Source organism: Streptomyces sp. NBC_00207, from assembly GCF_045160965.1.
GTDB lineage: Bacteria > Actinomycetota > Actinomycetes > Streptomycetales > Streptomycetaceae > Streptomyces.
The window spans coordinates 7,890,104-7,913,848 of record NZ_CP130715.1; the positions used below are offsets into that span (position 1 = coordinate 7,890,104).

25 protein-coding genes are annotated in these 23,745 nt (G+C 73.9%); 11 read left to right on the top strand and 14 right to left on the bottom strand.

Going from position 1 to position 23,745, the window contains the following annotated elements; all coding sequences use genetic code 11:
* Window positions 1-83 precede the first annotated feature (83 nt).
* Window positions 84-1,085, bottom strand: a complete 1,002-nt coding sequence (locus tag OG472_RS36395; RefSeq protein WP_401605624.1) for an LLM class flavin-dependent oxidoreductase — start codon at window positions 1,083-1,085, stop codon at window positions 84-86.
* A gap of 88 nt (window positions 1,086-1,173) precedes the next feature.
* Here OG472_RS36395 and OG472_RS36400 point away from each other — a divergent pair, with 88 nt between their 5' ends.
* Window positions 1,174-1,668, top strand: a complete 495-nt coding sequence (locus tag OG472_RS36400) for a hypothetical protein (protein ID WP_405833176.1) — start codon at window positions 1,174-1,176, stop codon at window positions 1,666-1,668.
* Between the two features lie 48 nt (window positions 1,669-1,716).
* Here OG472_RS36400 and OG472_RS36405 read toward each other — a convergent pair whose 3' ends face one another.
* Window positions 1,717-1,932 carry a dodecin gene (locus OG472_RS36405; RefSeq protein ID WP_030663252.1) on the bottom strand — a complete coding sequence of 72 codons (216 nt, stop codon included), beginning with the start codon at window positions 1,930-1,932 and terminating at the stop codon, window positions 1,717-1,719.
* 165 nt (window positions 1,933-2,097) lie between these two features.
* Here OG472_RS36405 and OG472_RS36410 point away from each other — a divergent pair, with 165 nt between their 5' ends.
* Window positions 2,098-3,360, top strand: a complete 1,263-nt coding sequence (locus tag OG472_RS36410; RefSeq protein ID WP_401605630.1) for an extracellular solute-binding protein — start codon at window positions 2,098-2,100, stop codon at window positions 3,358-3,360.
* On the opposite strand, the gene OG472_RS36415 is transcribed toward OG472_RS36410, so the two are convergent.
* Window positions 3,344-3,487: a hypothetical protein gene (locus OG472_RS36415; RefSeq protein WP_401605633.1), complete on the bottom strand. Its 144-nt coding sequence runs from the start codon at window positions 3,485-3,487 to the stop codon at window positions 3,344-3,346. The genes OG472_RS36410 and OG472_RS36415 overlap by 17 nt on opposite strands.
* An 87-nt stretch (window positions 3,488-3,574) precedes the next feature.
* Between OG472_RS36415 and OG472_RS36420 the strand changes: the two genes are divergently transcribed.
* Both OG472_RS36420 and OG472_RS36425 read left to right on the top strand, forming a co-directional pair.
* Window positions 3,575-4,417 (top strand): GNAT family N-acetyltransferase, encoded by an 843-nt coding sequence (locus tag OG472_RS36420; protein ID WP_405833181.1) that lies wholly within the window; start codon window positions 3,575-3,577, stop codon window positions 4,415-4,417.
* Window positions 4,414-5,352 carry a lysophospholipid acyltransferase family protein gene (locus OG472_RS36425; protein ID WP_405833183.1) on the top strand — a complete coding sequence of 313 codons (939 nt, stop codon included), beginning with the start codon at window positions 4,414-4,416 and terminating at the stop codon, window positions 5,350-5,352. The genes OG472_RS36420 and OG472_RS36425 overlap by 4 nt, the downstream gene beginning before the upstream one ends.
* On the opposite strand, the gene egtD is transcribed toward OG472_RS36425, so the two are convergent.
* Genes egtD through egtA form a run of 4 tightly spaced genes read right to left on the bottom strand, consistent with a single transcriptional unit; the run spans window position 5,235 to window position 9,617 of the window.
* A complete protein-coding gene (egtD, locus tag OG472_RS36430) occupies window positions 5,235-6,209 on the bottom strand; it encodes an L-histidine N(alpha)-methyltransferase (protein ID WP_401605639.1) in 975 nt (324 codons plus the stop codon). The two genes, OG472_RS36425 and egtD, sit on opposite strands and share 118 nt — an antisense overlap.
* On the bottom strand, window positions 6,206-6,964 hold the full coding sequence (egtC, locus tag OG472_RS36435; protein WP_401605641.1) for an ergothioneine biosynthesis protein EgtC: 759 nt from the start codon (window positions 6,962-6,964) through the stop codon (window positions 6,206-6,208). Before egtC ends, egtD begins: the two co-directional genes overlap by 4 nt.
* Window positions 6,964-8,274 (bottom strand): ergothioneine biosynthesis protein EgtB, encoded by a 1,311-nt coding sequence (gene egtB / locus OG472_RS36440; protein WP_405833185.1) that lies wholly within the window; start codon window positions 8,272-8,274, stop codon window positions 6,964-6,966. The genes egtC and egtB overlap by 1 nt, the downstream gene beginning before the upstream one ends.
* Window positions 8,271-9,617, bottom strand: a complete 1,347-nt coding sequence (egtA, locus tag OG472_RS36445; protein ID WP_405833187.1) for an ergothioneine biosynthesis glutamate--cysteine ligase EgtA — start codon at window positions 9,615-9,617, stop codon at window positions 8,271-8,273. The genes egtB and egtA overlap by 4 nt, the downstream gene beginning before the upstream one ends.
* A gap of 107 nt (window positions 9,618-9,724) precedes the next feature.
* Here egtA and OG472_RS36450 point away from each other — a divergent pair, with 107 nt between their 5' ends.
* A complete protein-coding gene (locus OG472_RS36450; protein WP_405942503.1) occupies window positions 9,725-10,576 on the top strand; it encodes a TIGR02452 family protein in 852 nt (283 codons plus the stop codon).
* A 156-nt stretch (window positions 10,577-10,732) separates the two neighbouring features.
* Here the strand turns inward: OG472_RS36450 and OG472_RS36455 are convergent, their stop codons facing one another.
* The 4 genes from OG472_RS36455 to OG472_RS36470 form a co-directional block, all read right to left on the bottom strand.
* A complete protein-coding gene (locus OG472_RS36455) occupies window positions 10,733-11,197 on the bottom strand; it encodes a type II toxin-antitoxin system PemK/MazF family toxin (RefSeq protein WP_401605648.1) in 465 nt (154 codons plus the stop codon).
* Between the two features lie 54 nt (window positions 11,198-11,251).
* Window positions 11,252-11,689 (bottom strand): hypothetical protein, encoded by a 438-nt coding sequence (locus OG472_RS36460; RefSeq protein WP_405833191.1) that lies wholly within the window; start codon window positions 11,687-11,689, stop codon window positions 11,252-11,254.
* Window positions 11,690-11,876: 187 nt separating this feature from the next.
* Entirely contained in the window at window positions 11,877-13,295 is a 1,419-nt protein-coding gene (locus tag OG472_RS36465) for an amidase (RefSeq protein ID WP_405833193.1), read from the bottom strand.
* 100 nt (window positions 13,296-13,395) lie between these two features.
* The gene (locus OG472_RS36470) at window positions 13,396-14,064 is read right to left on the bottom strand and encodes a hypothetical protein (RefSeq protein WP_405833195.1); all 669 of its coding nucleotides are present in this window, start codon (window positions 14,062-14,064) and stop codon (window positions 13,396-13,398) included.
* A gap of 70 nt (window positions 14,065-14,134) precedes the next feature.
* On the opposite strand from OG472_RS36470, the gene OG472_RS36475 reads away from it, so the two are divergent.
* Window positions 14,135-14,635, top strand: coding sequence for a GNAT family N-acetyltransferase (locus tag OG472_RS36475; protein ID WP_405833197.1), 501 nt, complete (start codon window positions 14,135-14,137; stop codon window positions 14,633-14,635).
* A 185-nt stretch (window positions 14,636-14,820) separates the two neighbouring features.
* Here the strand turns inward: OG472_RS36475 and OG472_RS36480 are convergent, their stop codons facing one another.
* Both OG472_RS36480 and OG472_RS36485 read right to left on the bottom strand, forming a co-directional pair.
* The gene (locus OG472_RS36480; RefSeq protein WP_405833198.1) at window positions 14,821-15,516 is read right to left on the bottom strand and encodes an alpha/beta fold hydrolase; all 696 of its coding nucleotides are present in this window, start codon (window positions 15,514-15,516) and stop codon (window positions 14,821-14,823) included.
* 127 nt (window positions 15,517-15,643) lie between these two features.
* Complete coding sequence (locus OG472_RS36485) at window positions 15,644-16,900, bottom strand: MFS transporter (RefSeq protein WP_405833200.1); 1,257 nt, start codon at window positions 16,898-16,900, stop codon at window positions 15,644-15,646.
* 331 nt (window positions 16,901-17,231) lie between these two features.
* Here OG472_RS36485 and OG472_RS36490 point away from each other — a divergent pair, with 331 nt between their 5' ends.
* From OG472_RS36490 to OG472_RS36510, 5 genes are all read left to right on the top strand, one after another.
* Window positions 17,232-18,284 (top strand): LacI family DNA-binding transcriptional regulator, encoded by a 1,053-nt coding sequence (locus OG472_RS36490; RefSeq protein ID WP_401605661.1) that lies wholly within the window; start codon window positions 17,232-17,234, stop codon window positions 18,282-18,284.
* A 255-nt stretch (window positions 18,285-18,539) separates the two neighbouring features.
* Window positions 18,540-19,739 carry a thiolase family protein gene (locus OG472_RS36495; RefSeq protein WP_401605664.1) on the top strand — a complete coding sequence of 400 codons (1,200 nt, stop codon included), beginning with the start codon at window positions 18,540-18,542 and terminating at the stop codon, window positions 19,737-19,739.
* A 185-nt stretch (window positions 19,740-19,924) separates the two neighbouring features.
* Entirely contained in the window at window positions 19,925-21,364 is a 1,440-nt protein-coding gene (locus OG472_RS36500; protein ID WP_401605666.1) for an aldehyde dehydrogenase family protein, read from the top strand.
* 99 nt (window positions 21,365-21,463) lie between these two features.
* Entirely contained in the window at window positions 21,464-21,871 is a 408-nt protein-coding gene (locus OG472_RS36505) for a thioredoxin family protein (RefSeq protein WP_401605669.1), read from the top strand.
* A gap of 40 nt (window positions 21,872-21,911) precedes the next feature.
* On the top strand, window positions 21,912-23,339 hold the full coding sequence (locus OG472_RS36510; protein ID WP_401605671.1) for a dihydrolipoyl dehydrogenase family protein: 1,428 nt from the start codon (window positions 21,912-21,914) through the stop codon (window positions 23,337-23,339).
* A gap of 44 nt (window positions 23,340-23,383) precedes the next feature.
* Here the strand turns inward: OG472_RS36510 and OG472_RS36515 are convergent, their stop codons facing one another.
* Entirely contained in the window at window positions 23,384-23,584 is a 201-nt protein-coding gene (locus tag OG472_RS36515; protein ID WP_401605672.1) for a DUF5988 family protein, read from the bottom strand.
* Window positions 23,585-23,745: the final 161 nt, after the last annotated feature.

Consider the following 23,745-nt stretch of genomic DNA (forward strand, 5'->3'; position numbering starts at 1 on the left):
CACAACTCCCGCACAGTTCAGTTGACCCCGCCCCGCAGACGTGACCGGCGCAGTCCACTGACGCTATCCGATGTCGGAGTTCCTCACCGCAGGTCCGGCAGGCCAGCGATCCGGGCCAGTCGTGCGTACGAGTCCAGGAGCGCCGTGCGGTCGTACGTCGAGGTGGTGACCAGGAGTTCGTCCGCGTCCGTCAGGGCGGCGACCTCGGAGAGCCGGGCCGCCACCTGGTCCTCGGTGCCGTGGAGGTGGCCGGCCAGGGCGCCCTCGTACAGGTCCCGCTCCTTCGGGGTCATCTCCAGGGCCTCGATCTCCTCCGCCGGGCGGAGCGGAGGGAAGCTGCCGCGGGTGCGGGAGTGGGCGAGGGACCAGGCCTCCGGGACCAGGATGCGGCGGGCCTCGTCCGCCGTGGCGGCGACCGCCACCGTTCCGGAGACGACCACGTACGGCTCCGCGGCCCGGGCTGAGGGCCGGAACTCCTTGCGGTACGCCTCCACGATCTCCCGCACCCGGTCGCGGGCCCGCAGGTCGCCCACCACCAGCGGCAGCCCGGCCCGGGCGGCGATCCCGGCTCCTTCGCCGGTGGCCAGGACGTACGCCGGTATCCGCAGCCCTTCGGCGGGGCGGGCGTGCACCTCGGGGTGTGCCTGCTGGGTGCCGTCGAGCCAGCCCAGCAGCTCGGCCAGCTGCTCCTCGAAGCGGTCGGCGTCCCCGGTGTCCCGGCCGAGCGCGCGCCGGATGCCGTTGGTGAAGCCGACCGAGCGGCCGAGCCCCATGTCGATCCGGCCGGGGAACAGCGACTCCAGCACCCCGAACTGCTCCGCGACCACCAGCGGCTGGTGGTTGGGCAGCATCACCCCGCCCGTGCCGACCCGGATCCGGCGGGTCGCGCCGGCGACGGCCGCGGCCAGCACGGTCGGCGCCGAGCCCGCGACCCCGGGCACGCTGTGGTGCTCCGAGACCCAGAAGCGGTGGTAGCCGAGCTCCTCGGCCGCCCGGGCCAGCTCCACGGTGTCGCGCAGGGCCTGCGGGGCCGGGTGGCCCTCGCGGGTGCGGGACCGGTCGAGTATCGAGAGTTTTCGGATCACAGAGGAGTCAACGTCCCAGGGCCGCCAGGATTCCCCCACCCCTCCTCCGGGCCGCGCCCGTGTCGGTGCCCGGCCCTAGGCTGGCCGGATGAGCGAGAAGAGCACCTCTCGGCCGCTGGCCGTCTTCGACATCGACAACACCCTGGCGGACACCGGCCATCGCCAGCACTTCCTGGAGCGCCGCCCCCGTGACTGGAGCGGCTTCTTCGGCGCGGCCCCGGCCGATCCGCCGCTCGCGCGCGGGGTGGCGCTGGCGGTGGAGAGCGCGGCCGACTGCGAGGTGGTGTACCTGACCGGGCGCCCCGAGCGGTGCCGGGCCGACACGGTCGACTGGCTCACCCGGCACGGGCTGCCCGAGGGGCGGCTGTGGATGCGGGGGAACCAGGACCGGCGGCCGGCCCGCACGACCAAGCTGGAGGTGCTGGGGCGGATCGCCCGCGGCCGGGAGGTGCGCATGCTCGTGGACGACGACGAGCTGGTCTGCCAGGCCGCGCGGGCCGCCGGTTTCCGGGTGGTGCAGGCCGACTGGGCGGCGGACGCGCCGGAGCTCGAAGCCGCGCAGGAGGTCGACGGCCGGACGTGACGGGACCGGGCCGAGGACGGGGCCGGGGGCCGGGCCCCGGGTGGGGGCTCAGTCCTCGCCTTCGAGGCGGAAGCCGACCTTGAGGCCCACCTGGTAGTGGGCGATCTCCCCGTTCTCGATGTGGCCGCGCACCTGGACCACCTCGAACCAGTCCAGGTTCCGCACGGTCTGGCCCGCCCGGGCGATCCCGTTGCGGATGGCCTGATCGATGCCCTCGTGGGAGGTGCCGACGATCTCGGTCACCCGGTACGTGTGATTGGACATGGAGGTCTCCCGACAGTGGGTGGCTTTTGCCTGGTTCTACGGTGCCCCAGTACGTCCCACTCCGCGAACTATGCGCAAACAATCCCGAGTGGAAGACCCTTGACCGGCCCATTGGTCTATGCCAATTTCGAGCCATCTGAGACCGAGCCCCCAGAAGGTGACCTCTTGAAGATGCGCTTCCCCGCCCTGTGCACCGTCCTCGCGGCCGCGACCGCCCTCACGGGCTGCAGCCCGTCGGCCGACTCGGCCGCAGGGCCGCAGAAGGTGACGCTCTGGCTGATGAAGGGCAGCGCCTCGGAGGACTTCATCGACAGGTTCACCGCGTCGTTCGAGCACGAACACCCCGGCGTCGACCTGGAGGTCGAGATCCAGGAGTGGACGGGCATCGGCGACAAGGTGAACGCCGTGCTCGACGGCACGAGCAAGGAGAGCGCCGACGTCATCGAGGTCGGCAACACCCAGGTGGCCCAGTACATCGAGAAGGGCGGCCTCTCCGAACTCACCCTCGAGGGCCTGCGCGAATGGGACAGCAAGGACTGGCTCAAGGGCCTCGCCGATCCCGGCAGCATCAACGGCGCCCAGTACGGCGTCCCCTGGTACGCCGCCAACCGGGTGGTCATCTACCAGAAGGACCTCTTCGCGAACGCCGGGATCAAGACCCCGCCCAAGAACCGCCAGGAGTGGATCCAGGCCACCCAGAAGCTCGACAAGGGCGACCAGCAGGGCATCTACCTCGCGGGCCAGAACTGGTACGTCCTCGCCGGCTTCATCTGGGACGAGGGCGGCGAACTCGCCGTCGAGACCGGCGGCAAGTGGGTCGGCACCCTCGACGACGAGAAGGCCCTGGCCGGCATGGACTTCTACCGGCAGCTCCAGGCCCTCGGCGACGGCCCCAAGGACGCCGACGAGGAGACGCCCCCGCAGTCGCAGGTCTTCGCGCGCGGCCGGACGGCGCAGATCATCGCCCCGCCAGGCCAGGCCGCGGAGATCGAGGCGGCCAACCCCGCCCTGAAGGGCAAGCTGGGCTTCTTCCCGATCCCCGGCAAGACCTCCGACAAGGCGGGCGCCGTGTTCACCGGCGGCTCCGACCTGATCATCCCGGAGCGGACCGGACAGCGGAAGCACGCCGTCGACGTGATCACGGCCCTGGTCAGCGAGAAGTGGCAGACCGAACTCGCCCGCACGATGAGCTACGTACCGAACAAGACCACCCTCGCGCACGTGGTCGAGGGCAACGAGGGCGCCGCCAACATGGCCCCAGGCGCCGCCCAGGGCCGGGCCACCCCCACCTCCGCCCGCTGGGCCGAGGTCGAGGCGAAGAATCCGATCAAGCCCTTCATGACGGCCGTGCTCACCGGCCGGGACCCCAAGCAGGCGGCTCGGACGGCCTCCGAGGAGATCGGCAAGGTCCTCAGCTCCGACCGCTGAGCCGGGCCATCGACACGTCCACCCGCACGTCCACCGCTGCGTTCGCCGACGGGTCCACCGACAGGTCCGCCGTCACCCTCACCACCGAGTTCAGCGTCCGCACATCCAAGGGCCGCTGAGCGGTCATGTCGAATCCAGCCGGTCACGGAAGAAGTAAAGGAGCCAGGCCACGCACCTGCCGGCCTGGCCCTCCGTGCCCGGATCAGGAGCCGCCATGACCATCGCACCCCTGTCCCCGTCCCCCCTTTCCTCCCCCTCCCCGCTCACCGTCCCCGGCGCCCCCGCCCCCCTCACACCCACCGCACCCCGGGGCACCGCGCCGGCCCCCGGCCCCCACTACGCCGTGCGCCTCGCCCGCGACGAGTCCGAGGTGCGCGCCGCCCAGCGCCTGCGCCACCAGGTCTTCGCCGGCGAGCTCGGCGCCCGCCTCGACGGGCCCGAGCCCGGCCTCGACTCCGACGCCTTCGACGCCTACTGCGACCACCTCCTCGTCGTCGAAGAGGAGACCGAGCAGGTCGTCGGCACCTACCGGCTGCTTCCCCCGGAGCGCGCCGCCGTCGCCGGCCGCCTCTACTCCGAGGGCGAATTCGACCTCTCCGCCCTCGCCCCCATCCGCCCCGACCTGGTCGAGGTCGGCCGCTCCTGCGTCCACCCCGACCACCGCAACGGCGCCGTCATCGCCCTCATCTGGGCCGGCCTCGCCCACTACATGGACCGCACCGGGCACAACTGGCTCGCCGGCTGCTGCTCGATACCGCTCGCCGACGGCGGAGTCCTGGCCGCCGCCACCCGCGAGGCCGCCCTGACCCGCAGCCTCGCCCCCGAGGAGTACCGGGTCACCCCGCACCTCCCGTGGAGCCCCGAGGGCATCACCTTCCCCGACCGCATGGAGCTGCCCCCGCTGCTGCGCGGCTACCTGCGCCTGGGCGCCTGGGTCTGCGGCGAACCCGCCCTCGACGCCGGCTTCGGCTGCGCCGATCTGTACGTGCTGCTCTCGCTGCGCCGCACCAACCCGCGCTACCTGAAGCACTTCCGCTCGCTCGTCCCGGGCGCATGAGCGTCTGGCTGCCCACCTCGCCCTGCACCCCCGAGGCCTGTGCCGGCCACCAGGGGAGCACCGCGAGCGTCCCGCGGGCGGTGCTCAGGCTCGCCGCCGCCGTCGCCCTGATCCTGCTGGGGATCCTGGGCGCCCCGCCGGCCCGGCTGCTGCCGGCCGGCCCCCGGCACACGGTCGTACGGGCCTGGGCGGCCGCCCTGGTACGGGCCTTCGGCATACGGATTACCGTGTACGGCAGCCCGGGCCCGGGCGGCGGCCGCCTCCTCGTGCCCAACCACATCTCCTGGCTGGACATCCCGCTCGTGGCCGCCGTCATGCCCTGCCGGATGCTCGCCAAGAGCGACATCCGCGCCTGGCCGGTCCTCGGCCGCCTCGCCGGGCGGGCCGGCACCCTGTTCATCGAGCGCGACCGGATCCGCGCCCTGCCCACCACCGTCGGGACCGTCACCGGCGCGCTGCTGGCCGGCGACCGGGTCACCGTCTTCCCCGAGGGCTCCACGTGGTGCGGCCGCGCCCAGGGGACCTTCCGCCGGGCCGCCTTCCAGTCGGCGCTGGACGCGCGGGTCCCCGTACAGCCCGTGCGGCTGGCGTACCTGCTGTGCGACGGGACCCCGGCCGGGGCGCCCGCCTTCGTCGGGGACGACCCGCTGACCGCCTCGCTGTGGCGGATCGCGCGGGCCCGCGGGGTGCGGGCCGAGGTCAGGCTGCTGCCGCGGATCCCACCGGGCCGGTACGCGGACCGGCGGGACCTCGCGGCAGCCGCTCAGCAGGCCGTGCTCGGGGCCTCAGCCCCGACCCCGCTGCCTGGCATACCCACTCAGCCGACGGCGCCGTCGGCGACCGACAAGGACAGCGCGAACCGGCCCGCCGCGTCCGTCCACCACTGGGTCAGCTCCAGGCCCGCCGCCGCCAACTCCTTCCGCACGCCCTCCTGACGGAACTTCGCCGAGACCTCCGTCAGGATCTCCTCACCCGCCTCGAAGGGCACCACCAGATCCAGCGCCCGGATCTTCACCACCAGATCCGACCGGGCGCGCAGTCTCATCTCGATCCACTCCTGCTCCCTGTTCCACACCGCCACGTGCGCGAAGTCGGCGGTGTGGAAGTCCGCGTCCAGCTCCCGGTTGATGACCGCCAGCACGTTCTTGTTGAACTCGGCCGTCACACCCCGCGCGTCGTCGTACGCCGACACCAGCACGGCCTCGTCCTTCACCAGGTCCGTGCCCATCAGCAGCGCGTCCCCGGGCGACAGCATCGCCCGGACGGACGCCAGGAACACCGCACGCTCCGGCGGCAGCAGGTTCCCGATCGTGCCGCCCAGGAACACCACCAGCCGGGGCCCGGGGGAGTCCGGCAGCTGCAGCGCGCGTGTGAAGTCCGCCAGCAGGGCGTGCACCCGCAGCCCCGGATGCGCCGCGAGCAGGGTCTCGGCCGCCCCCCGCAAGGCGCTCTCGCTCACGTCCACCGGGACGTAGGTGTCCAGTGCGGGCATCGCCTCGATCAGGTGCCGGGTCTTCTCCGAGGACCCGGAACCCAGCTCCACCAGGGTGCGGGCGCCGCTCTCGGAGGCGATCTCCCGGGCCCGCTCCAGCAGGATCTCCCGCTCCGCGCGGGTCGGGTAGTACTCGGGCAGCCGGGTGATCTCCTCGAAGAGCTCACTGCCCCGCGCGTCGTAGAACCACTTGGGCGGCAGCACCTTCGGCAGGTGTGTGAGCCCGTGCAGCACGTCCGTGCGCAGCGCGGTCTCCGCCGCGTGCTCGTCGAGGGTCCGGGTCAACTGGAAGTTGGTCACGGGGAGTTCTCCTTGAGCGGGGTCAGTTCGACCCGCGTGCGGGTGGCGGTCAGCAGGGTCCGGTCGGGCACTTCGCGCCACCGGGGGTCGTCGTCGTACGGCTCGGAGGCCACCACGGTGCGCCGGGCGCCCGCATCGGCCAGGTACCAGAGCGAATCCCCCCACGCCGTCGCGGCGATCGCGGCGCCGTCCGTCACCAGCAGGTTCAGCCGCGAGCCGGGAGCCGCCGTGGCCAGCTCCCGGACCGGCTCGGCCAGCGCCGTGCCCAGGTCGTCCCCGGCCCGCAGCCGGTGCAGGACCAGCGCCCAGACCAGCGCCGAGTCCGTGCGCGCGGCCAGCCGGAGCAGCTCCTCGGGCGGCAGCCCGGCCGCGAGCGGGGCCGCCGCGTCCGGCCAGCCCCGTATCGCGCCGTTGTGGCTGAACAGCCACGGCCCCTCCGTGAACGGCGCCGCCGCCGCCTCCCCGTCGGCCCCGGGCAGCGTGGCGTCCCGTACGGCGGCCAGCACGGCCCCGCTGCGCACCACCCGGGCGAGATCGGCGAAGCCCAGGTCGGACCAGACCGGTCCGGACCTTCGGTAGCGCGCGGGCACCGGGTCGTCCTGCGCGTACCAGCCGATGCCGAAGCCGTCCGCGTTGACCGTGCCGGACCGCTGCCGGCGCGGTTCCCAGGACTGGCGCACCAGCGAGTGCTCGGGCTCGCTCAACAGTCTCCGGAGCTCCACCACCGGTCCCAGATAAGCAAGATGACGGCACATCAGACGTCCCTCGCAGTCCGGAAGCCGGAGAAGATCTGCCGCCGTACCGGAAGGTCCCAGTTGCGGAAGGTGCCCCGGCAGGCCACCGGGTCCACCGCGAAGGAACCGCCCCGCAGCACCTTGTGCTCCGGGCCGAAGAACACCTCCGAGTACTCCCGGTACGGGAAGGCACGGAACCCCGGATACGGCAGGAAGTCGGAGGCGGTCCACTCCCACACGTCGCCGATCAGCTGGCGCACCCCGAGCGGGGAGGCCCCGGCCGGGTAGCTGCCCGCGCGGGCCGGGCGCAGATGGCGCTGCCCCAGGTTGGCCAGGGCCGCGGTCGGCTCCGCGTCGCCCCACGGGTAGCGGGCCGAGCGGCCGGTCGCCGGATCGAACCGGGCGGCCTTCTCCCACTCCGCCTCCGTGGGCAGCCGCCGCCCCGCCCAGCGGGCGTAGGCGTCCGCCTCGTACCAGCTGACGTGCAGCACCGGTTCGTCCTCCGGTACCGGCTCGGTCACCCCGAAGCGCCGGCGCAGCCACTGGCCGGCCTCCTGGTACCAGAACAGCGGTGCCTCGATGGAGTGTTCACGGATCTGCTGCCAGCCCGGCGCCGCCCACCAGCGGGGTTCGCGGTAGCCGCCGTCCGCGATGAAGGCCAGGTAGGCGGCGTTGGTCACCGGCACCGTGTCGATCCAGAAGGGCGCGGTGTCCCGGACGTGCGCGGGCCGCTCGTTGTCCAGCGACCACGGCTCGGTGGAGGTGCCCATGGTGAACGGTCCCTCGGGGACGAGGACTTCGGCGACGAGCGGCGGATCGAACGGGGCGTCCGGATCCGGCGCGGCCAGCACGGGTGCGCCCCGCCGCAGCTGATGGGTGATCAGCATGGTCTCGTCGTGCTGCTGTTCGTGCTGGGCGATCATCCCGAAGGCGAAGCCGTCGTCGAGGAGCGCGCTTCCCTCCAGCGGGGTGCGCTCCAGCAGGTCGAAGACCCGGCCGCGCACCTCGGCCGTGTACCGGCGGGCCTCCTCGGGCCCGAGCAGCGGCAGCTTGGGCCGCTCGGCACGAGGATGCTCGAACGCGTCGTAGAGCGGATTGATCTCGGGGCGCATGGACTCGCGCCCGGCGACGTTGCGCAGCAGCCAGAGCTCCTCCTGGTTGCCGATGTGCGCCAGGTCCCAGACGAGCGGGGACATCAGCGGCGAGTGCTGGGCGGTCAGGTCCGCGTCGCTCACGGCGTCGGTGAGCCCGGCCGTACGCACGCGCGCGGCGGTCAGGGCGGCGGCCGCCCGCTCCCGCAGGGCTTCCCGGGACGGGTGCGAGGTGGTCACCGGCGGGCCTCCTTCGCGGCGGGCTGCAGGGGGGACGCGTCGTCGGCCGGGCAGCGGCCGCGCAGCACGAAGCGCTCGGTGAACGCGCCGACCGTCTCCTGGACGTGCCGGTTCGCGCCCAGCCGGGGCAGTGCCTCGGCGGCGGCCAGGAAACAGGCCGTCGCGGCCGTCCTCAGGTCCGGATCGGCCAGGCCGTGCCGGGCCGCGGACCGCCAGAGCGGATTGCGGGGCGAGGGCCGCGGTCCGTGCGCGTCGGACAGCGCCTTGGTCGCGCGGTACGCGGTCTCGGCGGCCTCCGGATCGTCGAACAGCGCGTGCACGACGGCCACCGGGACCAGCCAGCCGTCGTCGCCGGGCTGCGCGTCGATCATCCGCAGCTCCAGGTGGCCGCGCGGCCGAACCGGTGGGAACAGCGTGGTGAGGTGGTACTCCAGGTCCTCGGCGGTGGGCGGCCGCAGTCCGGCGCGGCCCGGGGGAGCGGAGTGGGCCGGCTGCCCGGGGTCGCCGCCCATGCGCAGCCAGTCGCGGAAGGTCGTGCCGCGCGGCATCTCCCAGGCTTCGCCCTCGTACGACCGGACGCACATCACCTCGGTGTCCAGAGCCTGCCGCGTCCAGCCGGCCCGCGGCTCCACGTCCAGCGGCGGGGCGAGCGCGCGCCGGCTGTCGATGTCGCCCCAGACCCCCTGGCGGGCACAGCACCAGCCGGCGTACGGGCCTTCGTGCGCGGGGGAGTTGGCGAAGGCGGCCACCAGGACCGCGCCCAGCAGGTGTGCGAGCCGCCAGCGCCGTCCGTGGCCGAGCACGCCCGGCTCCTCGTACCCGGCGTCCACGCAGACCTGTACGGAGGCGGAGGCGCACATCATGACGCGCCCGGCCGGGCCGGTGCGGTCGAAGTAGGCCTCCATCGCGTCGTAGCGCGGGCTGTTCAGCAGCCGGCGGTAGGGGCGCCGGGGATCGCGGCCGAGGCCGCGCAGGACAAGTCCGCGGGCCAGCAGGGCGCCGCGTACGGCGGTGAGGTCGGCCTGCAGGCCGTCCACGCATCCGCTGAGCGAGGCGGCGGGGGCCGAGCTGAGTTCGAGCTGGCCACCGGGTTCGACGGTCAGCCGCGAGTTCAGGGACAGTGCGCGGGCGGCGGCGTGCGCGGCCCGCAGCCGCTCTGCGGACAGGGGCTGTTCGGGCCGTTCGGCATCCATGACCAGCCATTCGAGCTCGGCGCCGATGAGGCGGGGCGGGCCGGTCTTGAAACAGATGCCGTGGATCAGCTCCTCCGCCTGGGTTTCGGTGAGGGGGGCGGTGGTCGGTGGGGCGGGTGGGCGTGGGGGAGTGGGTGAGTCCTGGGGCATACCGGGTCCTCGTCTCCTGTCGTCGGCCGTGACATCACCCGTGCCCTACCCCTCCCTGGGGCACAAATTCCTTTGCCGCCGGTGGCCGGGGTGCGGAGGATGGCGGCGTGAGCAGCAGATTGCGCGAGATCGCGCGGGAGAACGCGGAGATCCTGGCGGCCGGCGGCTACCGGACGCGGTCGGGACGGCAGGTCTCCCTTGCCGCCGCCCTGGCGGACGCCAAGGCCGGAACCAGGATATACGGACCAAATCGGGTCGTTCCAGGCGAAGGGATCGTCCGTGGGGGCGGCCCGACGGCCGTCGAGGTCACGGGCGAGAGCACCACGGTCGCGGCCCGCCGGCTCGCGACGGGGGGACCGGACGCCGCGGCAGGCCCGGACGGAGCCCCGGTCGCGGCCCTGAACTTCGCCTCGGCCCGCAATCCCGGGGGTGGCTACGTCCGCGGGGCCAAGGCCCAGGAGGAGGCCCTGTGCCGCGCCTCGGCCCTCTACGAGACGCTGCTGGAGGCCCCGGAGTACTACGAGGTCCATCGCGCGGAACGCAGCACCTTCTACACCGACCGGGTGATTCACTCGCCCGGGGTGCCCGTCTTCCGCGACGACCGGGGCGACCTGCTGGAGACCCCGTTCCGGGTCGGTTTCCTCACCTCTCCCGCCCCGAACGCGGGCACGATCCGGCGCCAGGAGCCGGAGCGGGTGGCCGAGATCCCCGCGGCGCTGGTCCGGCGGGCGGAGCTCGTGCTGGAAGTGGCGGTGCTGCACGGCTACCGGCGGCTGGTGCTGGGGGCGTGGGGCTGCGGGGTGTTCCAGAACGACCCGGCGCAGGTGGCCGAGGCCTTCCGGGGGCTGCTGGCGGACCGGTTCGCGGGGGTCTTCGAGCGGGTGGTGTTCGGGGTGCTGGACCGCAAGCCCGAGACGCGTCAGGCCTTCGAGCGGGCCTTCGCCGGATTCGGGGCCTGAGAGCGGGCGCCGGGGCCCCTGGGTGACCGCGGCGGTCTGCGCCGCCGGGGCCCCTGGGTGGCCGCGGCCGTCCGGCGCCGCTCCGGTCCCGCGCCCCTGCCGCCCTGCGGCCCCGTCCGTCCCGCGCCGGTCCGTCGTACGCCCGCCCGTCCCGCGCTACGTCCAGCCGTAGCGCTCGCGCAGCCGGTCGACGACCAGCCCGAAGCGTCCGCGGTCCAGCGCGCAGGCCTCGCGCCGCATCCCCGTCTCGTGCACCCGGAGCACCCGGTCGACGTCCACCCAGGACTCCCGGCCCGCGCTGTCCCACGGGCCGGTCCCGATCGGCACCCACTCCCGGTCGTGGTCGTGCCGCTTGCTGGACAGCTGTACGGCGAGCAGGGTCCGCCCGCCCGCCTCCCGTGCGACGACCAGCACCGGTCGGTCCTTCCCGCGACCGTCGTTCTCCTCGAAGGGGACCCAGGTCCACACGATTTCGCCGGGATCGGGGTCCCCGTCGGGGTCGGGCGCGTACTCGGTGCGTACGGGGCCGATGGCGCGGGGGTCGGCCTCGGTGGTCGCCGTGTCCCCGTCGCGGCCGGGCTGGTCGGTGTAGCCGTTGCCGTGATGCGAAAGTGCCGTCATCCCGCCGAGGTTACTGGGTCGGGAACCATGACCCGGTGCAGCCTGGGCCGGTGGTCAGACCATGTCCGATTCCCGGTGCGCGCCCGTGCACAGCGCCCAGACGACGAAGAGGTTGACGACGACCAGCACCAGCGCCCACCAGGGGTAATACGGGATCCAGAGGAAGTTGGCGATCGCGCCCAGGCCCGCGACCATGATGCCGAAGTAGCGGCCCCACAGGGCTCCGGCGAGGACGGCGCATCCGGCGACGACGAGGGCGATGCCCAGAATGAGGTGGACCCAGCCCCAGCCGGTCAGGCTGAACTCGAACACGTAGTGGCGCGTCACGACGAACAGGTCGTCACTGGCGACGGCAGCGATCCCCTCGAGGAACGCCATCGCCCCTCCGAAGATCATCAGCACTCCCGCCAGGAGGGTGGTACCGGACGTGGGTGCGTGCCAGGGGCGCGGTTGCCCGTGGCCTGCCTGGGGCCTGCTGGCGTCACTGGCCATTTCGATCTCCTTGGGTGCAGGGCCGGCCGAGCGGCCGGACCGGCGAGATCCCCCCATTCAGCGTGTCACGGAGGCTCACTGTCGGCACTCCGGCCCGCGGCCGTCATCCGCCGGCCCTCGGCCTCACGCGCCGGCCCGAGCCCTCCCCACCCGCCTGCCCGAGCCCCCACCCGCCGGCCCGCGGCCCTCACACGCCGGCCCGCACCGGATCCGGCCGCCGCGCGGCCCAGCCCCGCGCCGCCTCCACCTGCGCGGCCAGTGCCAGCAGCAGTGGCTCCGAGTCCGCCGGACCCAGCAACTGGGCACCCATCGGCAGCCCCTCGCCCGTGAACCCCGCCGGTACGTTCACCCCCGGCCACCCCAGGACGTTCCACGTCCAGGCGTACGGGCAGGCGGCTATCATCGCCCGGTCCGTGGCCATGGCGCCCAGCCCCGCCAGCGCCCCGATGCGCAGCGGCGGCGTGGCCGTCGTGGGGGTGAGCACCACGTCGAAACGGCCGAAGATCTCGCCGACCCGGTGCCGCAGCGCCGCCTCCGCCCGCCGGGAGACGCGCAGGGCGAGCCCGCCCAGGATCCGGCCGGTCCGTACCGCCTCGTGCGTGCGCGGGTCCAGCAGCGCCGGATCCGGCACCCGTGCCGCCCAGTCCCGTACGCCGCTGGTCGCGCGCGGTACGAAGGTCAGGCCGATCGGGCCGTACCTCGGGTCCTCCGGGACCACCTCGTGTCCCAGCGACTCCAGCAGCCCGGCCAGCCGCTCCACCGCGGAACGCACCTGCGGGTCGAGAGACTTCGGCGTGGCCGTGAAGGGCATCCCGAAGGAGAGGGCGATCCGCAGCCGGCGCGGGGTGCGCCGGGCCGCCTCGACCGCCGAGATGGGGGCGGGGCGGTGCAGGTCCTCGGGGTGCGGGCCGCTCGCGGCGTCCAGCAGGAGCGCCGCGTCGGCGACGGTGCGGGCCAGCACGCCGTTGACCGTGAGCCCGTGGAAGGATTCCGGCTCCGGCCAGGTGGAGATGCGCCCGCGCTGCGGTTTCACGCCGACCAGGTGGGTCCAGGCCGCGGGGATCCGGACCGAACCGGCTCCGTCCGAGCCCAGCGCCGCCGGGACCAGGCCCGCCGCCACGGCCGCCGCCGAGCCGCCCGAGGAGCCGCCGGGCGAGTAGGCCGGGTTCCAGGGGTTGCGGGTCTCGCCGAAGGCCTCGCCCTCGGTGAAGGGCCACTGCCCGAGCTCCGGCGTCTGGGTCTTGCCGACGATGACCGCACCGGCCGCGCGCAGCCTCCGTACCGCCTCGCTGTCGGCGGTCTTCGGGGCGAAGCTCCCGGCGCAGCCGAATGCGGTCGGCTCCCCGGTCACGTCCATGTCGTCCTTGACCGCGAGCGGCACGCCCAGCAGGGGCAGCCGCTCTCCCGCGGCCAGCCGCCGGTCGGCCGCGTCCGCCTCGGCGAGCGCGGCGTCGGCGCGCACGGTCCGGAAGGCGTTCAGCCCCGGCTGTGCCGCCGCGATCCGGCGCAGCGCCTGCTCGGTCAACTGACGTGCCGACACGCTGCCTTCGGCGAGTGCGGCAGCCATCTCGACCAGGCCGGCTGAAGAATCCGAAGAATCCGGCATCGCGAACCACTCCCCCTATTACCGTTCGGTAGGAAGACGGTAATGGGGACCTGCCTCGAGCGACTACCCGTGAAGGCACCGGCGTTGGGGACGGGGGCGGTCAGAGCAGAGACGAGACGTCCTCTCCCCAGGAGGAGAGCGTGTCGACGGCACGCCAGCGGTGCGGTCCGGCGCCGAAGGCCGCGCCGAGGACCCGGTCGCGGTGGGCGGGGCCCCGGTCGGCCAGGGCGGGCAGCCGGAGCAGCGGCAGGAGCGCGCCGAGGGCCGCCTCGCGTATGCCGGGGGAGTCCGAGGTGAGGAAAGGGTGCACGGCCTCGTAGAACTCCGGCGCGAGCTCGAGGAACGCGTCGAGGTCCTCCTCGTCGCCGTAGGGCCGCCCTTGCTGGGATATCGCGTCGACGACCGCGTCCCCCAGCCAGTTCATCAGGCCGGCGCGCAGCGGGAACGGGGTCTGCGGACCCGATTCGGGCACCTCGTACGCGCTGCGGTCGGTGACCTGCGCCAGGGTCCGCGGGTCCCCCAGGACCGCGGCCACGTACCGGGCCGCCGGAGCCGTGGCGGTGTAGAAGACGTTCCCGCGGATGAGGGCTTCGGCCAGGCAGCGCAAGGCGTACCCCTGCACGCGCGGGTCGTCGTCCAGCAGTTCCCGCAGGATCACGGGCGTCTCCGGTGCCACATCCGGGCAGCAGTGCTCCACCGCGTTCCAGTCCGTCCGCAGCAGCAGGTCCACCGGGTCCACCCGGCCGGCGTGTTCAACGTCGTTGCTCATGGCGCCAGTGTCGCAACCGCCTCTGACACGGCTCATGTGGCGCCGCTCCGTGTCGTGTGATGCTGGCGTCATGACTGATCAACGCGAGGTCGCCATCGTCCGCTGGCCAGACCGGAGCCCTTCCGCCGAGCACGGGCTGGCGGGTTTGCTGACGGCTTACCACCTGCGGACGGAGGCGGAGAAGGGCAGGGCCGTTGCCGACGTGGACGGGTTGCCCGACCGCTACCAGGCAGAGATCTCGGACCCGCGGACCGCGTTCGTCGACGATGCCGTGCTGTTGGCCCTGAGCGGCGACACGGCCGTGGGATGCCTGGTGGTGACAGCCCCCGTCGGCGGGCGGTCGGAGATCAAGAGACTCTGGACCGACCCGGCGTTCCGGGGCCGGGGCACTGCGTCCGGCCTGCTCGGCGCCGCGCTTGCGCATGCCGCGGAAAGCGGCGTGAGCGGTGTGGGGCTATCGGTGTGGAGTTGGCGGACCGGGGCCATCGCCCTGTACGAACGGCTCGGCTTCGTCATCACCGAGTCGTGGGATGAGCGGGATCAGCTGGTCTGCATGCAGCGCGCGGTGTGAGTGGCCACAGCCACGTCGTCGTATCGCGTGGCCACGGCGTGCTGCCCGCGACCGGGCCGGGTGCCGTGCGGGGCGGCCCGGCTCGACGCGGGGCACGGCCAGGTGGTCAGGCCCTTGGCATCGGCCCGGGCCCGCAGCCCGGTGAAGAGCCGCTGCCAGGTGCCGTCCCGCTGCCCGGCCCGGCCCTAGATCCACCCCTCCAGCGAGGCCATGAACCCGTCGAAGTCGTCGCGGTGGATGGTGTGTCCGGCCCCGGCGACCGTACGCACCTGGAAACCACGGCTCTTGAGCAGCTGCGCCCGCTCCTCTGAGATCAACTGGCTGGGATCGGCGAGCTGCACCAGCGACGGGACCACCGGCGCGGCCGGCATCAGGTCGACGCCGAGCAGCGGGGCGAGGTTCAGTGCCGTCTGCTCGTCCCACAGCGCCAGGGTCGCCAGCTCGATGTCGACGTCCACGTCCTCCCAGCGCGGACTCATCGCCCGGATCTCCTCCCTGGTCGCCGTCTTGAACCGGGCCAGCAGCTCCGGTCCGAAGCCCTCTGCGGGAGCGGCCAGGTGCCAGCCGGGGTCGGAGTACACCGCCCGCCGCGGCTTCAGCCGGTCCGCCGCGAGCGACAGGGCCAGGCCCCCGAGGGAGTGGCCGATGGCGAGCTCGGCGCCGGCCGGCAGCGTCTCGACCACGTCGTCCGCGTAGAGCTCCGGGCTGTACGCGCCGCGGTCGCTGGCCCCGTGGCCCCGCAGGTCCACGGCGATGACGCGGTAGCCGTGGTCGGCGAGGGCGGGGCCGACCCGGCGCCACGTCCGGTGGTCGGCCATGAGTCCGTGGATCAGGAGGGCGATGCGGTCGCCCTCGCCCCAGGTGTGGGTGTGCAGCTGCACGGTGGTGCCTTTCTCGGTGGTGTGAACGGTGTGCCGGGAGCGGTGAATTCCGGTCGGAGGTACGGACCAGAGGCGCGGATCAAGGGCGCGGACCAAGGCGGCGGGGTTCGAGGCGGCGGGTTCGAGGTCAGCGCACGCTGCGGATCGGCTTCACCGCCAGCGCCCCCGCCACCGCCAGCACGGCCGCGACGACGAACAGCGCGGTGTACCCGCCGCTGAGCGAGACGATCACCGAGGCGACGAACGGCGCGACGATCTGCGGACCGGCGTTGGCGATGTTGAGCACGCCCATGTCGCGGGCCGCGTCCTCGGCCTTCGGGAGCACCATCGTCACGAGCGCGGTGTCCACCGCCATGTAGCAGCCGAACGCGAGCCCGTTGACCACGGAGAAGGCCAGCATCGCGGTCCAGCCGGTCGACACGGCCGGGATGACGAGCGCGACGGCCGACAGCAGTGCGGAGGCGCCGACGAAGAGCTTGCGGCGGTCGAAGCGGTCGGAGAGGTATCCGCCGAGGACCGTGGAGATCACCATCGCCACACTGGTCAGCGGCATCATCACCGCCACCGCGGCCTCCGGCTTCATGCCGTCGGGCAGCACGGTGTGGTCCTGCAGGATGTAGAGCTGGTAGCCGGTCACCGCGAAGTACCCGAGGACGAGCAGCGCCCGCCCGATGAAGGCCCACCGGAAGTCGTGGTGGCGCAGCGCGCCCGCGAAGGCGCCGAGCTGCGCCCGTACGGGCATCGGGGCGCGGGCCGGGAGCCGCTCCTCGCGGCTGCAGGCGGTGAAGAGGACGGCGGCCCCCGCCACGAGCGCGCCGAACACGAGGTACCCGGTGCGGTAGTCCTCGGAGAAGGCCGCGCCGAGCAGCGCACCGAGGGTGGACCCGAAGGGCAGGCCGAGTCCCACGGCCGCCGAGGCCTTGCCGCGGGCGCTCAGGGGCACGCGGTCGGGGACCACGGAGGTGATGGCTGCCTGGTAGACGTTCATGACGGCCTGGCCGAGGCACCAGGCGATCGTGATCAGCAGGATCGTGTCGGCGAAGCCGAGCAGGAACATCGCCGGGACGGCGGCCAGACCGCCGCCGAGGATCCAGGGGTTGCGCCGTCCGCTGCGGTCGGACAGGGCGCCGGCGACGGGGTTGAAGACCGTGGCGAAGATCGCCGAGACCCCTGCGATCAGGCCGAAGTTGGACACCTTGTTCGCCGGGTCGATGTCCTCGACCTGGAGCGCGAGCAGAACGCCGGCCACGCCGACGTAGAGGGCGTACATGGCGCTGTTGCCGACGAGCAGCAGGGGGAGCAGGCCGCGGCGTGCGGGGCCGGGCCCGGTGGACGCGTCGGTGGTGGCGGCGGTGGAACCGGTGCCGGGGGAGGAAAGGGCCACGGTGCCCTCCTGGGCGGTTGCGGACGGACGAGGGGGCGAGGGGAGGGGCGAATGGGGGAGGGGAGGGGGCGAGGGGAGAGCGGGGGACGCAGGGCCGAGGGGTGGGCGCCGCCCTGTCGCGACGGCGGGGGTGCGACGGAGCGCGACAGGGCGGCGGCACGGCGGACCACGTGCCGGGGCACGTGCGGTGACACATCCGTCGCCACGTCCGTCGACGAGGATGTGACACAGTGGTTACACGTGTCAATGACTCGTGTAACCACTGTGTAGCATTCGTTTCCGGCCATCCGCTAGCCCCTGGGCCCAACCGGTCTGGAAAGATGCCACGGCAATGTCACAGTCATCGAAATCGCCGAAGCCGCCGACCCCGGCCTCCGGATCGACCACGCCGCCACCCGTCCCGACCAGCGCCGATGTGGCCCGCCTCGCGGGCGTGTCGCGCGCGACGGTCTCGTACGTGCTGAACAACGCGGAAGCCGTACGCATCAGCGAGCCGACCCGCCGCAAGGTCCGCGAGGCCGCCGAGGAGCTGGGTTACGTCCCGCACGCGGCCGCCCGCAGCCTGCGCGCCGGGCACACCCGGATCGTGCTGCTGCCCACCCCGAACGTGCCGATCGGCCCGCTCTACAGCGCCTTCCTCAACGAACTGCAGTGGGCGCTGCGCCGCCTCGACTACACCGTGGTCCAGTACGGGAGCCTCGGCCTCAGCGGAGACGAGGCCGTGCGGGCGTGGGCGGAACTGCGTCCGGTGGCGGTGATATCCCTCGGCGAGATCACCCTCTCCGCGCACAACGTCGCCACCCTCAAGCGGGCCGGGGCCCGCGCGGTCATCACCATGGGCCCGGTCGGCGTGCCCGGGGCGCACGCGCTGGTCATGGACCAGCAGGAGGTCGGCGCCCGGGCCGCGGCCCATCTCGTCGAGCGGGGCCGGCGGCGGATCGGTGTGGTCGTCCCCGAGGAGGAGGGGCTGGAGCTGTTCTCCGCGCCCCGGCTCGCGGGCGCACGCGCCGTGGCGGGTGCGGAGGGGGCGCGGGTCGAGCCCGTCCCGATGGCCTACTCCGAGGAATCGGCCGCGGCGCTCGCCGCCCGCTGGCGCGGCCTCGGGCTGGACGCGGCCTTCGCGTACAACGACGAGTACGCGATGCTGCTGATGCGGGCCTTCCAGGACGAGGGGCTGCGCATCCCCGAGGACGTCGCCGTCATCGGCGCCGACGACCTGCTCATCGGGCGGCTGCTGCGGCCCCGGCTGAGCACGGTGCGGATCGAGATGCCGACCGGTGACCACCTGGCGTCGCTGGTGGACCAAGCGGTGCGCGAGCCGTCGGAGGTCACCGAACGGCACGACCTGATGGCCGCCGAGGCCGTCCACCGCGAGTCGACCTGACGGAGCTCCCGCCGGGCCGGGCCGGGCCCGTCCGGCGGGTCCGCGGGGCGGTCCGCTGGGCCGGGCGCGGGCGGGGAGCCCCGCAGGGGGCCGTTGACAGGCGGTGACGTGCGGACGGAGACTGCGGGCGCGCCCCACCGGGCGTGCCCGGCGGCGTGTCGCGATGCCCACACCGGCGTCGTGCCCACACCGGCATCGCTGCCCACCCGGCACCGATGCGCCACCGCCCGTACGGATCCGCCCAGGAGAGACCCCATGAGCATCCGCACCGTCCGCGACGTCTACGTCGTCGACGCCGTCCGCACCCCGATCGGCAAGTTCGGCGGAGCCCTCGCCGGCGTGCGCCCGGACGACCTGGCCGCGCACGTGGTGCGCGCGCTGGTGGACCGTACGCCCGACCTCGATCCGGCCCGCATCGACGACGTGGTCTTCGGCGACGCCAACGGCGCGGGCGAGGACAACCGCGACGTGGCCCGGATGGCCGTCCTGCTGGCCGGCCTCCCGGTGAGCGTCCCCGGGGTCACCGTCAACCGGCTGTGCGGGTCCGGCCTCGAAGCCGTGATCCAGGCCGCCCGCGCCATCGCGGTGGGCGACGCCTCCGTGGCCATCGCGGGCGGCGTCGAGTCGATGAGCCGCGCCCCCTGGGTGGTCCAGAAGCCCGAACGGGCCTTCCCCGCCGGACACCAGCAGATGTGGTCCACCACCCTCGGCTGGCGGATGACCAACCCGCGGATGCCCGCGGAGTGGACCGGCTCGCTCGGCGAGGGCGCCGAACTCGTCGCCGACAAGTACGCCGTCACCCGCGAGGCGCAGGACGCCTTCGCCCTGGAGAGCCACCGCAAGGCCGCGGCCGCCTGGTCCGCCGGGCTGTACGACGGCGAGGTCGTGCCGTACGAGGGCGTGGACCTGGTACGGGACGAGTGCATCCGGGAGGGTTCCACCCCCGAGGCCCTGGCCCGGCTGAAGCCGGCCTTCCGGACTGACGGCCGGGGCACGGTCACGGCCGGCAACGCCTCCCCCCTCAACGACGGCGCCGCCGCCCTGCTGTTGACCGACGAGGCGGGCCTGGCCGCCACCGGCCGGGAGCCGCTCGCCCGGATCAGCGCCTCCGCCGTCACGGGGATCGAGCCCCAGCTCTTCGGACTGGGCCCGGTGGACGCGGTGCAGCGGGCTCTCGGCAAGGCCGGCCGCGGGCTGTCCGACCTCACCGTCCTCGAACTCAACGAGGCTTTCGCGGCGCAGGCGTTGGGCTGTCTGGCGGCCTGGCCGGAGCTGGACCCGGCCGTGGTCAACCCCCGCGGCGGAGCCATCGCGATCGGCCACCCGCTCGGCGCCTCGGGCGCCAGGCTGGCCGGCTCGGTCGCCCACCAGCTGGCGGCGGCCGGCTCCGGCACGGGCATGGCGGCGCTGTGCATCGGCGTCGGACAGGGCATCGCGCTGGTCCTGGAGCGCTGAGCCCCGCTGCGGCACCGCCCTGGTGGAGCACCCGCCCCACCAGGGCGTCGACCATTTCCGGTCAGCGCCCGCCGTCAACTGCCCAATAACTGAACAGAAGTGGAGCCCCCGGTCTGGCACGATGACGCGTGCTGCCGCCCCCCTCGCCCGGCACCCCGCCCATCCCCACCCGGAGGCCCCGCGCCATGCCGCTCCTCGACCCGACGCTCTGGCAGGACGGACCCACCCTCACCGGCGGCGCCGCGCCGGTCGTCGAACCCGCCACCGGCCGCACCCTCGCCACCCTCGACCTCGCCGCGCCCGGCGACGTGGCGGAAGCCGCCGTACGGGCCCGGGCCGCGCAGCACGACTGGGCGCGCGCCACCCACCTCGAGCGGGCGGCCGTACTGCGCCGCGCCGGGGACCTGTTCGCCGGCCACGCCGACGAGCTGCGGGAATGGCTGGTCCGCGAATCCGGCTCGATACCCGGCAAGGCCGGCTTCGAACTGCACGTCGCCGCCCAGGAGTGCTACGAGGCCGCCGCGCTGGCCTCGCGCCCGGTCGGGCAGGTACTGCCCAGCGAGGCACCGCGGCTGTCCTTCACCCGCCGGGTCCCGGCCGGGGTGGTCGGGGTCGTGGCCCCCTTCAACGCCCCGCTGATCCTGGCGATCCGCTCGGTCGCGCCGGCGCTGGCACTCGGCAACGCGGTGCTGCTCAAGCCGGACCGGCGGACCGCCGTCTGCGGCGGCCTCGCCCTCGCCGCCGTATTCGCCGCCGCCGGCCTTCCCGCCGGGCTGCTGCACGTCCTGCCCGGGGGCGCCGGGACGGGCGCCGCGGTGGTCGCCGACCCGCGGGTCCGGGTGGTGTCCTTCACCGGATCCACCGCCGCCGGCCGTGCCGTCGGAGAACTGGCGGGCCGTCACCTCAAGCGCACACACCTGGAGTTGGGCGGCAACTCCGCCCTGGTCGTGCTCCGCGACGCCGACGTCGACGCCGCCGTCGCCCAGGCCGCCTGGGGCAGCTTCTTCCACCAGGGCCAGATCTGCATGACCGCCGGGCGGCACCTCGTACACGCCTCGCTCTACGACGAGTACGTCGAGCGGCTCGCCGCGCGCGCCGAGGAACTGGCCGTGGGGGACCCGTACCGCGAGCAGGTCCACCTGGGCCCGCTCATCGACCGCGCCCAGGTGGAACGCGTACACGCCCTCGTGGAGGCCAGCACCGGAACGGGGGCCAAGCTCGTCGCCGGCGGCACCCACCGGGACCTCTTCTACCGGCCGACCGTCCTGGCGGGCGTCGGCGACGACACCCCTGCCTACGCCGAGGAGGTCTTCGGCCCGGTGGCACCCGTACGCTCCTTCGCGACGGAGGACGAGGCGGTGGCACTGGCCTCGGCGGGCCCCTACGGCCTCTCCCTCGGGATCGTGACCCGGGACGCGGCCCGCGGGCTCGACCTGGCCGAGCGGATCCCCACCGGGATCGCGCACGTCAACGACCAGACGGTCAACGACGAGGCCGTCGCCCCGTTCGGCGGAGTCGGCGCCTCCGGCACCGGCGCCCGCTTCGGCGGCGAGGCGAACCTGGACGCCTTCACGGAACTGCGCTGGACCACGGCCCGCAGCACCCCGGCCGGCCACCCCTTCTAGACCGCCTCGGACCGGCCCAGGGCGGCACCACCGTGCGGAATGCCCGGGGCCGGTCGTTCGTTCAAGGAGCAGTCGGTTCAATCAGGAGGTCTGGACACCGTGGCTACAGTCGAGCTCACCAAGGAAAACTTCGACCAGACGGTCAGCGAGAACCCGTTCGTGCTGATCGACTTCTGGGCGGGCTGGTGCCGGCCGTGCCTGCAGTTCGCGCCGGTCTACGAGCGGGCCTCCGAGGCCCACCCCGACCTGCTCTTCGCCAAGGTGGACACCGAGGCGCAGCAGGAGCTGGCCGGGGCCTTCCAGATCACCTCGATCCCCACCCTGATGATCGTCCGGGATCAGGTGGCCATCTTCGCCCAGCCCGGCGCCCTGCCGGAGGCGGCGCTGACCGACCTCATCGGGCAGGCCCGCGCGCTCGACATGGACGAGGTGCGCGCCAAGATCGTCGCGCAGCAGGGCGGCGCACAGGACGCCGGCACCCAGGACCCCGGCACGCCGGAGGCCTGAGTGCGTGACGCGGCCGCGGACCGGCGTGACACTGGCCCGTATGACTGAAGCCGTGGAGTACGACGTCGTGGTGCTCGGTGGGGGCCCGGCCGGCGAGAACATCGTCGACCGGACCCGCGCCGCCGGGCTGAGCACGGCGCTCGTGGAGAGCGAACTGGTGGGCGGCGAGTGCTCGTACTGGGCCTGCGTGCCGAGCAAGGCGCTGCTGCGCCCGGTCCTGGCCCGGGCCGACGCCCGCCGGGTGCCGGGGCTGGCGGGGGCCGTCGAGGGTCCCCTGGACACGGCGGCGGTGCTGGCGCACCGCGACTACTGGACCGGTGACTGGAAGGACCAGGGCCAGATCGACTGGCTCGATTCCATCGGGGCCCACGTCTACCGCGGCCACGGCCGGCTCTACGGGGTCCGCAAGGTCGCCGTCACCAGCCCCGAGGGCGAGCACCACGTACTGGCGGCCCGGCACGCCGTGGTCGTCGCCACCGGCACCCGGGCCGTGATCCCGGACCTGCCCGGCATCACCGGAGCCCGCCCGTGGACCAGCCGCGAGGCGACCTCCGCCCAGGGGGTTCCCGGCCGGCTGCTGATCGTGGGCGGCTCGGTGGTGGCCGCCGAGATGGCCACCGCCTGGCAGGGCCTGGGATCGCAGGTCACCGTCCTCGTACGCGGCTCCGGGCTGCTGCCGCGGATGGAGCCCTTCGCGGGAGAGCTGGTCGCCGACGCGCTGCGCGAGGCGGGGGCGGTGGTCCGTACGGGTGTGGCCGTCGAGGCGGTCGTACGGGACGGCTCGACCGGCCCCGTCCGGGTGGTGCTGGAGGGCGGCGAGAGCCTGGAGGGCGACGAACTGCTGATGGCGACGGGCCGGGCACCGCGGACCGACGACATCGGGCTGGAGACCGTGGGCCTGCCCGCGGGCAAGTGGATCGACGTCGACGACAGCTGCCGGGTGCCCGGCCACGACTGGCTGTACGCCGTGGGGGACGTCAACCACCGGGCGCTCCTCACCCACCAGGGCAAGTACCAGGGCCGGATCGCGGGCGCCGCGATCGCCGCCCGCGCGGCCGGCGGGCCGCTGGACACCGCTCCCTGGGGCGCGCACACGGCGACCGCCGACACCCGCGCCCTCCCGCAGGCCGTCTTCACCGACCCGGAGGCCGCCGCGGTGGGCCTGACCCTGGCCGAGGCCGAACGGGCCGGCCACCGGGTGCGCGCCGTCGACTACGACCTGTCCAAGGTCTCCGGCGCCGGGCTGTACGCCGACGGCTACCGCGGCCGCGCCCGGATGGTCGTCGACCTCGACCGGGAGGTCCTCCTCGGAGCCACTTTCGTCGGCCCGGGCGCCGCCGAGCTGGTCCACGCGGCCACCATCGCGGTCGCCGGTGAGGTTCCGCTCGAGCGGTTGTGGCACGCGGTGCCGGCCTTCCCGACCATCAGCGAAATCTGGCTGCGGCTGCTGGAGACCTACCGGGGGTGAGGCCGGGGTGAAGCCGGGGGGGGCGTGGCTCGCCCCCCGGCCGGTCATTCGGCGATCTCGGTGCGTTCCCACCACTCGTAGACCGGCAGTCGCCCCTGCGGGCCGTCCTGCTGCCGAGTGGTGGGCTTGAAGTGCTCGTATCCGCCGCGGTGCGGAACCTTCAGGTCTTCGCCGGGCGAGGCGATCGGGACGATCCGGTCCGGGAGGTCGTCCGGGCCGCCCTCCAAGGCTGCCTTGTTCGTCATGGCCCCAGTGTTGCCAGGCGCGGGGGCGCGCGCATCACGAGGGCGGTCGAGCCGGTCGGACCGACCCTGCCCGGAACCGGAGTGAGCGCTGCCTGAGCGCCGCCCGGCCGCCGGCCTCACCATCGGTGCCACGGAGCGGTCCGGCCGCCGCCGAAGCGGAA

Excerpts from the sequence above, each read along its gene's own strand:
- OG472_RS36420 (WP_405833181.1), top strand. The coding sequence starts at position 3,575 with ATGACCATCGCACCCCTGTCCCCGTCCCCCCTTTCCTCCCCCTCCCCG.
- OG472_RS36455 (WP_401605648.1), bottom strand. The coding sequence starts at position 11,197 with ATGACGGCACTTTCGCATCACGGCAACGGCTACACCGACCAGCCCGGC.
- OG472_RS36405 (WP_030663252.1), bottom strand. The coding sequence starts at position 1,932 with ATGTCCAATCACACGTACCGGGTGACCGAGATCGTCGGCACCTCCCAC.
- OG472_RS36425 (WP_405833183.1), top strand. The coding sequence starts at position 4,414 with ATGAGCGTCTGGCTGCCCACCTCGCCCTGCACCCCCGAGGCCTGTGCC.
- egtA (WP_405833187.1), bottom strand. The coding sequence starts at position 9,617 with ATGCCCCAGGACTCACCCACTCCCCCACGCCCACCCGCCCCACCGACC.
- OG472_RS36400 (WP_405833176.1), top strand. The coding sequence starts at position 1,174 with ATGAGCGAGAAGAGCACCTCTCGGCCGCTGGCCGTCTTCGACATCGAC.
- OG472_RS36495 (WP_401605664.1), top strand. The coding sequence starts at position 18,540 with ATGAGCATCCGCACCGTCCGCGACGTCTACGTCGTCGACGCCGTCCGC.
- OG472_RS36460 (WP_405833191.1), bottom strand. The coding sequence starts at position 11,689 with ATGGCCAGTGACGCCAGCAGGCCCCAGGCAGGCCACGGGCAACCGCGC.
- OG472_RS36465 (WP_405833193.1), bottom strand. The coding sequence starts at position 13,295 with ATGCCGGATTCTTCGGATTCTTCAGCCGGCCTGGTCGAGATGGCTGCC.
- OG472_RS36415 (WP_401605633.1), bottom strand. The coding sequence starts at position 3,487 with ATGACCGCTCAGCGGCCCTTGGATGTGCGGACGCTGAACTCGGTGGTG.
- OG472_RS36510 (WP_401605671.1), top strand. The coding sequence starts at position 21,912 with ATGACTGAAGCCGTGGAGTACGACGTCGTGGTGCTCGGTGGGGGCCCG.
- egtC (WP_401605641.1), bottom strand. The coding sequence starts at position 6,964 with ATGTGCCGTCATCTTGCTTATCTGGGACCGGTGGTGGAGCTCCGGAGA.
- OG472_RS36475 (WP_405833197.1), top strand. The coding sequence starts at position 14,135 with ATGACTGATCAACGCGAGGTCGCCATCGTCCGCTGGCCAGACCGGAGC.
- OG472_RS36515 (WP_401605672.1), bottom strand. The coding sequence starts at position 23,584 with ATGACGAACAAGGCAGCCTTGGAGGGCGGCCCGGACGACCTCCCGGAC.
- OG472_RS36490 (WP_401605661.1), top strand. The coding sequence starts at position 17,232 with ATGTCACAGTCATCGAAATCGCCGAAGCCGCCGACCCCGGCCTCCGGA.
- OG472_RS36500 (WP_401605666.1), top strand. The coding sequence starts at position 19,925 with ATGCCGCTCCTCGACCCGACGCTCTGGCAGGACGGACCCACCCTCACC.
- OG472_RS36470 (WP_405833195.1), bottom strand. The coding sequence starts at position 14,064 with ATGAGCAACGACGTTGAACACGCCGGCCGGGTGGACCCGGTGGACCTG.